5 protein-coding genes are annotated in these 5421 nt (G+C 65.5%); all 5 read right to left on the reverse strand.

What is annotated here, in order from left to right; translation table 11 throughout:
- A partial coding sequence (locus QZ307_RS10600; RefSeq protein ID WP_295999676.1) for a helix-turn-helix domain-containing protein occupies positions 1–1142 on the reverse strand: 1142 nt, incomplete at its 3' end.
- Between the two features lie 103 nt (positions 1143–1245).
- Positions 1246–2649 (reverse strand): U32 family peptidase, encoded by a 1404-nt coding sequence (locus tag QZ307_RS10605; protein WP_295999677.1) that lies wholly within the window; start codon positions 2647–2649, stop codon positions 1246–1248.
- Positions 2650–2677: 28 nt separating this feature from the next.
- On the reverse strand, positions 2678–4240 hold the full coding sequence (gene cysS, locus QZ307_RS10610) for a cysteine--tRNA ligase (RefSeq protein ID WP_295999678.1): 1563 nt from the start codon (positions 4238–4240) through the stop codon (positions 2678–2680).
- A gap of 177 nt (positions 4241–4417) precedes the next feature.
- The gene (locus QZ307_RS10615; protein ID WP_295999679.1) at positions 4418–4984 is read right to left on the reverse strand and encodes a hypothetical protein; all 567 of its coding nucleotides are present in this window, start codon (positions 4982–4984) and stop codon (positions 4418–4420) included.
- 28 nt (positions 4985–5012) lie between these two features.
- Positions 5013–5421 (reverse strand): sigma-70 family RNA polymerase sigma factor (locus tag QZ307_RS10620; RefSeq protein ID WP_295999680.1); only part of this gene is annotated, 409 nt, incomplete at its 5' end.

The following is a 5421-nucleotide window of genomic DNA, read 5'->3' on the forward strand; positions in this document are numbered from 1 at the left end:
AGGAACACCAAGAACAGGAGGGCTGCCAGCTCGCGGTCGGTGGCCTCTTCCATGGCAAGCACTTCCTTGATCTTCTTCAGGCGGTAGCGCACGGTATTGGGGTGCTGGAACAGCGCCTCGGCGCAGGCGCGCACCTCGCCATAGCTGGCGGCGAAGGCCTCGGCGGTTTTTCCCAACTCAGCGTCGTGCTCGGCATCGTAGTCGAACAGCACCGAACGAAGCAGATCGGCCGAACGCGCGTAGAGGCGATCGGTGCGGGCCGCGGCGCGGAACGCATCGAAGCGCAGGATAGTCCAGCGGGTAATGGGGACGCCGTCGGCCATGGCCGTCTGCAGCGCTGCCATGGCCTGACGCACGGCGATGTCCCCCTCGCCCAGAGACACTTCCTGGCTGATGCCGCACACGAGCGGACCGGCGGTAGCGATGCACTTGGCCAGGTCGGCATCGGATATGGCAATGGCCTTCAAAGGAGGCCTCTTGAAAGAGACGAACCCCAAAAGCATGCCCCGGTAGCGGCAAACGAAGGTGCGCTCCACATCGTCCCAGCGCTCGCCGTAGCCCACGAGCACTTCTTCCACCACTTTCTGAAGCGCACGCAGGCTGGCATCGTCCTCGGTGACGGCCTGGATGGCCATGCACTGGATGGTGGCGCCGGTGACGCCCGCGATGGTGAAGAAGGTGGAGCGCACCGCCTGCTCATCGGAGGGAGCAAGAATACGGTCAATGAGGTGCACGCGCTCCCATTCGGCCGCGTCGTCGTCGAGCAGGTTCATGAGGTCGGCAATGACGCGCTCCATGAAGCGGCCCTCGTAGAAGAGCACGGGAACGCCCGCCTCGGCACTGGCAGCCGCCACCCGCGGAGTAACCTCGCGCAGCACCACTGCCTTCACGGCGATGGCAGCCACCTTGCGCTCAATAAGAGCCAGAAGAGCCTCTTCGGCCAGGTCGGGGTGAAGTTCGGCAAAGCCCAGCGTGGTAAAGATCATCTCCCCTTCCGAGAAGAGGTCGTAGCGACCCGTGAAGGGCTCGTGATCGAGGGTGCCCACGCCCACTACTTCGCGCTCGCGGGCCCCTTCGCACGGAGCGGCCAGCCATATGGAGTCGAACGCGCGCATGGTCATGACATCGCCCACGGTGATCATGGTGCCCCTCTTTCTCGATTCGTGCATTGCTGCTGGCAGCGTTGTACCACACCGAGATCAGCCGCGCCAGCGATGGTCGACAGAAGCGGTCTTTCGTAGTGCTTTAGCTGTGCCGCGCCGAGCGGCGGAAGGTGCGCACACGCAGGAACGAGCCGGCCGGCACGGGCGCGGCGTCTGCGGGCATTTCGAAACGGTACACATTGCAGGAGCGATTGGCGGCCGCTGCGGGAATCCAATCGGCGGCGGTGGCGCGGTCCAGGGCCTCCTCCGGCGTAGCGGGCGCGTCCTCATCATGAACGTCGGGACCGAAGGTGGCCAGCCAATGCAGGTCGCGTACCGCGAGAGTGCGCGACGGCTGGTGCGGCGCGAGGGTTTCCAGCTCGTCGCCTTCCGCGAAACGATTGCGGCACAGGACCGAGAGGAAGCCGTCCTTGCAGCCAACCACGTCGGCCACGTGCATGGTCTCCTGCTCGTAGCCGTCATAGGTGGGCGCCTGCTCGGCCTCGTCGAAGTAGAAGCCGGTGCCGTAGGGACGGTGGGAGACGGCCAGCAGCTCGTCGGCTACGGCTTCGGGCGCCTCGCCATCGAGCACGCGACGGTAGGCGCCAACCACACTGGCCACGTAGAAGGCCTTCTTGTTGCGCCCCTCGATTTTGATGGAATCCACGCCGGCGTCAGCCAGTTCGCGTAGATGGGCCAGCATGTTCATATCCTTCGCGTTCATGATGAAGGTACCGCGATCGTCCTGTTCGATGGGAAAGAACTCGCCGGGGCGCTTTTCCTCTTCGAGTAGGAATTCCATGGGCTCGTCGGCTTCGGCGCGCGACATGGCACGGGGCGAATCCTCGGAGGAAGAGCGAGGGCCGTTTCCTCCGTCCTCCTCCCCCACCGCGCGGTTGGTGCCCAGCTGGTAGCTCCAGCGACAGGGCTGGGTGCAGTGGCCCTTGTTGCCCGAGCGGCCGGTAAGGTAGCTGCTGATGAGGCAGCGGCCCGACACCGCCATGCACATGGCGCCGTGGGCGAAGGCCTCGATCTCCAAATCGGGCGGCGCGTCCTGGCGCAGGCAACGGATGTCCTCCAGGCTCATTTCCCGAGCGCAGACCACGCGCTTGGCACCGAGGGAATGCCACACGCGGGCCGCGGCGCCATTGGCCACCGAGGCCTGGGTGCTCACATGGCGCTCCACCCGCGGCGCCACTTCGCCAGCTACGGCGAAGGCACCCAAGTCGCCGATGATGAAGGCGTCGACGTCGGCCGCATCCAGGGCGCGGAAGTAGTCCGGCAGGGCCGTAATGTCGTCGGGATGCATGAGGATATTGCAGGTGACGTGTACCTTCACGCCGTGGGCATGGGCGAAGGCCACGGCTGCAGGGATTTCCTCCAAGGCGAAGTTAGCCGCTCGGGCACGCATGCCGAACCGGTCGGCCGCCAGATACACCGCGTCGGCCCCGAACCGCACGGCGGCCCGCAGCTGCTCCATCCCACCCGCCGGGGCAAGAAGCTCCATGTTGATTCGGCTTGACACCGCTTGAAGACTACCCCTCGTAGGTGACGCGGGCGCCTTGGGGGGTGTCTTCGATAGTGAAGCCCAGACCGGCCAGACCGTCGCGGACGCCGTCGGCCACGGCCCAGTTCTTCTCGGCGCGCGCCGTGGCGCGGGCCTCCAGCAGGGCAGCCACGGCTGCCTCTGGATCGTCCCCCGTGTAGCCGGCCAGATCGGCTGCCAGCGCGATGACCTCCACCGGGTAGGCCTCGCCCACCCCGGCGGCAGACACGTCAATGCCCAGCACGTCCATGAGCTCCACAATGGCGTCGCGAGCGGCACGCACCGCCGGGTAGGTGTCGCCGTTGAGCTGCGTGGTGTCGGCCACCATGGCATTGGCGTCGGTCACGAAGGAGAAGATCTCGCCCACAGCCGCCGGCGCGTTGAAATCGTCGTCCATGGCCTCGGTGAAGTTCGCCCGCAGCGTCGCCACGCGATCGGTAAGCGCCGCAGCGTCGAGCACAGCCACCAGCTCGGCCTTCGCCTCAGCGATGCCGCCCACGGCGTCATCGCCCTGGGGCTGGCCCGTTTCCAGCAGCCAGTCGAGCGCCTTCACGGCGTTCTCGATGCGCGTGAGGGCCGCATCGGCCTCGGCCACGCGCTGCTCGCCGAACACGAGCGGGCTGCGGTAGTGGCTTTGCAGCATGAGCATGCGCAGGGCCGCCGGGCGCACCTGCTCGAGCACCTCGTGCAGCAGCAGGAAGTTGTTCAGCGACTTCGACATCTTCTCGGTCTCGCCGGTTTCGGCGTTGGCAATCTGCAGCATGCCGGAGTGCATCCAGTAGTTGGCGAAGGCGCTGTCGCAGCCGCACTCCGACTGGGCGCGCTCGTTCTCGTGGTGCGGGAACACCAGATCGGCGCCGCCGCCGTGAATGTCGAAGGGCAGGCCCAAGTACTTCTCGGACATGGCCGAGCACTCGATGTGCCAGCCCGGACGGCCCTGACCCCAAGGCGATTCCCACGCTGGCTCGCCGGGCTTCGCGGCCTTCCACAGGGCGAAGTCGAGCGGATCGCGCTTGCGATCCTCCAGGCCCTGGCCGTCAGCGCGCAGCTCGCGATGGCCGCCTTCCATCTCATCGATGTCGCGCCCGGAAAGGCCGCCGTAGCCGGGGTCGGTGCGCACGGCGAAGTACACGTCGCCGTCGGCCTCATAGGCATGGCCGCGCTCGATGAGGCGCTGGATGAGGGCGATCATGGTGTCGATTTCCTCGGTAGCCTTCGGACGGATCGTGGGGTCTTCCACGCCGGCCGCATGCATATCCTCGATGAACAGGCGCGTGTACTCCTCGGCCACTTCCGCTGCGCTGCGGCCCTCTTCGCCCGCACGCTTGATGATCTTGTCGTCCACGTCGGTGACGTTCTGCACGAAGGTGACGTCGAAGCCGCGCCAGGCCAGGTAGCGGCGGATCATGTCGAAGGAAATGAAGGTACGCGCATTGCCGATGTGGATGCGGTTGTACACCGTGGGGCCGCACACGTACATGGAGACCTTCCCCGGCTCCACCGGCTCGAACTCCACCTTCTGACGGCGGCGGGTATCGTACAGCTTGATCATGGGGACCTTCTTTCGCAGATCGGCCGCAGCGCTGGGCGCCGGCCGCTTCATTCTTAGGGTTGTGCCATTGTAGCGCAACAGAAAAGCCCCGATGCGGAAGGGCATCGGGGCTTCAGAGAAAGAGTTGTACTTGGAAGGCCGCGCGCTTACTTGGAGGGACAACGCACGGGCCGCATGTTATTCGTCGACCTCGGCCGAAGGGCTTTCTTCGGCCTCGACGCTGGCGTGGTAGTTGCCGGACGTGCCGCTCACCTTGTAGACGTAGGTCTTGCCGTCCTTGTCGAAAGTGCCGACGGCCGCGCCGTGCTCCTTGAGCTGGCTGGTCACGTCGATGGGCTCCACGCCCTCAACGGACACGATAACGCCGCCGTCCTTGGACTCGAGCACCTGGCAGGGCAGCGTTTCTACTGCCGGCGCACCCTCCTTGGTGTAGTCGATAATCTCGAAGGTGCCGTCGTTCACGTCGCCGCCTTCGGTGCTCATGGACAGCGTGATGTCGCCGCCTTCGCCGTCCGCGTCCTCCACGGTGTACTCGACGGTGCCCGTCGTCACTTCGCCGTTCTGGCTCATCTGCACGTCCACTTCCTGCGGCTCACCGTTCACCCAGATGGTGGCTTTTTCCACCCAGGTCTCGCCCGTGGCGGCATAGCAAACGCCGTTCGTGACGACGAACACGCCCAGCAGCGCCGCGCAGGCGGCCGTGGCGCACTTCAGCACGTAGTTGCGCTTTTTGGCTTTCTCCATTGGTATGCTCCTCACCTTTCCCAGCAGTTCAGCAGGAGCATGGACGTCGTTCATCATGGCCTGGTACTGGTTCCGGTTCTGGCTCTGATTGCTCATCTTGCCACGCTTCCTTCAGTTGCTGCTTCAATATCTTTCGTGCCCGGGCAAGGCGGGTGCGCACCGTGGGCTCCTTCACGCCCAAGACGGCCGCGATGTCGCGCGTGCTGTAGTCCTCGAAGTAGAACAGGTGCACCACGATGCGGCATTTCTCGGGCAATGACGCTAGGGCGGCGTACAGATCCTCGTAGGCGGGATTGCTGAAGGCCGGCACGTCCTGCGCCGCGCCCAGGGGCGCGCCGTCGGCGTCGGTGATGTCGCGTAACTCCACGCGTCGGCGCCACAAGGTGCGCCAGAGGCTCTTGCACTCGTTCACCGTCACGCGGATGAGCCACGCCTTC

The organism is uncultured Adlercreutzia sp. (assembly GCA_910585575.1).
Lineage (GTDB): Bacteria > Actinomycetota > Coriobacteriia > Coriobacteriales > Eggerthellaceae > Adlercreutzia.

Coding starts and splice junctions, on each gene's coding strand:
- QZ307_RS10605 (WP_295999677.1), bottom strand. CDS start 2,649: ATGGAGCTTCTTGCCCCGGCGGGTGGGATGGAGCAGCTGCGGGCCGCC.
- cysS (WP_295999678.1), bottom strand. CDS start 4,240: ATGATCAAGCTGTACGATACCCGCCGCCGTCAGAAGGTGGAGTTCGAG.
- QZ307_RS10615 (WP_295999679.1), bottom strand. CDS start 4,984: ATGGAGAAAGCCAAAAAGCGCAACTACGTGCTGAAGTGCGCCACGGCC.